The organism is Desulfonatronospira sp. MSAO_Bac3, from assembly GCF_003838035.1.
Classification (GTDB): Bacteria; Desulfobacterota; Desulfovibrionia; order Desulfovibrionales; family Desulfonatronovibrionaceae; genus Desulfonatronospira; species Desulfonatronospira thiodismutans.
Genome location: NZ_QYZY01000301.1, coordinates 1 through 2,320, shown reverse-complemented (window position 1 = coordinate 2,320; position 2,320 = coordinate 1). Strand labels below are relative to the sequence as shown.

General features: G+C 57.5%; 1 protein-coding gene. It reads left to right on the top strand.

What is annotated here, in order from left to right; translation table 11 throughout:
- Nucleotides 1-2,320, top strand: a 2,320-nt coding sequence (locus tag D5S03_RS10340) for a chemotaxis protein CheW (RefSeq protein WP_287043864.1), incomplete at both ends; no start/stop codon positions are given.

Below are 2,320 nucleotides of genomic sequence, written 5' to 3'. Positions count from 1 at the left end.
GGAAAAGCCAGCACCACCCCAAGCTGAACAAAAAGAAAAAAGCCAGGCCAGGCCGCAAAAGACCCAGCCGGACAAGGATAAAAAGCCACAGGACAAGCAGGCTGCTCAGGCTCAGACCTCGTCCATGCCTGATTCCCTGCGGGTCAACGTAGGCCTTCTGGAAAACCTCATGAACCTGGCTGGAGAGCTGGTTTTAAGCCGCAATCAGCTCATGCAGGCCATTTCCACCCAGGATGATCAGACTATAAACCTGGCCGGGCAGCGCATCGACCTGGTGACCTCGGAGCTGCAGGAGGCCATCATGCTCACCCGCATGCAGCCGGTGAGCAACGTCTTCAACAAGTTTCCCAGGGTGGTGCGGGACATGTCCCAGAGCCTGGGCAAGGACATTGAGCTCTACCTGGAAGGCAAGGAGGTGGAGCTGGACAAGACCATTATCGAGGGTCTGTCCGACCCCCTGACCCACTTAGTGCGCAATTCCGCGGACCACGCCATAGAAAAGCCCGACGAGCGGGTGGCCAAGGGCAAGAAGCCCCAGGGCAAGATAGTACTCAAGGCCTTTCACGCTGCAGGCCAGGTCAATATTGAGATTATCGACGACGGCAAGGGCATACCGGTGGAGAGGATCGTGGAAAAGGCCCTGGACAAGGGGCTCATTACCGAAGAGCAGGTCCGGACCATGTCCGACAAGGACAAGGCCCAGCTCATATTTTTGCCCGGCCTGTCCACCGCGGATCAGATCACCGATGTCTCCGGCCGCGGTGTGGGCATGGACGTGGTCAAGAGCAACCTGGACCGCCTGGGCGGCCAGGTGGACATCGACACTGAGGAGGGCAAGGGGACATCCATCCGGATCAAGCTGCCCCTGACCCTGGCCATTATTCCCAGCCTGCTTATTTCCGTGAGCCAGGAGCGTTTTGCCATCCCCCAGATCAACGTGGACGAGCTTATCCAGATCCCGGCCCAGCAGGTGCAGGAAAAGATCGAGGTGGTGGGGGATGCCCAGGTGCTCATATTAAGGGGAGAGCTTATCCCCCTGGTGGGACTCAATGAAATTCTCAGGCTGGACCAGAAAAACACCCGGTCCAAAGCCAGGGTGACCTCAATAGAAGAGGCCAGGTCCAGAAAGGACAGGCAGGATAAAAAGGCCGAAACCAGCGCTCAGACATCTGAGAAGAGCCGGTCAGAGGACGCCGGCCTGGAAAAAGAGGTCATCGAAGCCAGCAAATGGTCCATTTCCGGCGAGGAAGATATAAATATTGTTGTGGTCTATTCCGGGACCTTCAAGTACGGCCTGGTGGTGGATGAGCTGCACGACTCCGTGGAAATCGTGGTCAAGCCCCTGGGCCGCCATCTCAAGGCCTGCGACGGATATGCCGGGGCCACCATCATGGGCGACGGTCATGTGGCCCTGATCCTGGATGTGGTGGGCATGGCCAGGCTGGCCGAGCTTTCCTCCATGGCCGGCACGGAAAAGGCCCAGGAAATGGCCCGGGAGCAGGAGACCGAAAAGGAGAAGGATCTGCACAGCCTGTTTCTGTTCAATAACGGACCCAGAGAACACTGCGCCGTACCCCTGGACCTGGTGGCCCGGGTGGAGCTTATCAAGGCCGAGGACATAGAAATCACCGGGGGCAAAAAGGTCATCCAGTACCGCGGCGGGGTTTTGCCGGTCTTTGCCCTGCACGAGGCCGCCAGCGTGGAACATCTGGAACTGGAAGGCGAACTGGTGGTGATTGTCTTTTATATGGCCGGGCACGAGGTGGGTCTTCTGGCCTCTCCGCCTGTGGATGCCAGGGAAGTGCGCGTGGAGATAGACGATTTCACCCTGAAGCAAAACGGTATCTCCGGTTCTGCAGTGCTGGAGGGCTATACCACTCTGATCGTTGATATCTACGAATTCATGGAGACCCTGAACCCGCAGTGGTTTGAAAGCCGCGAAAAGGTCCAGTCCCTGGAACAGGAAGGTGGCACCCAGATACTCCTGGTGGAGGACTCGGACTTTTTCCGCAATCAGGTCAAAAAGTTTATCCAGGATGAAGGCTATGAAGTAGTCGCTGCCGAGGACGGGGCTGTGGCCTGGCAGTACATGCAGGACAACCCGGGCGAGGTACAGCTTGTGGTCACGGACCTGGAGATGCCCAACATGGACGGCTTTGAACTTACTGAACATATAAAAAGTGATGACCGCTTTAATCACCTGCCGGTCCTGGCCCTGACCTCCCTGGCCGGGGAAGAGGACGTGGCCCGGGGCAAGAAGGTAGGCATAGACGACTACCAGATCAAGCTGGACAAGGAAAAGCTTCTGCAGAGCATATTC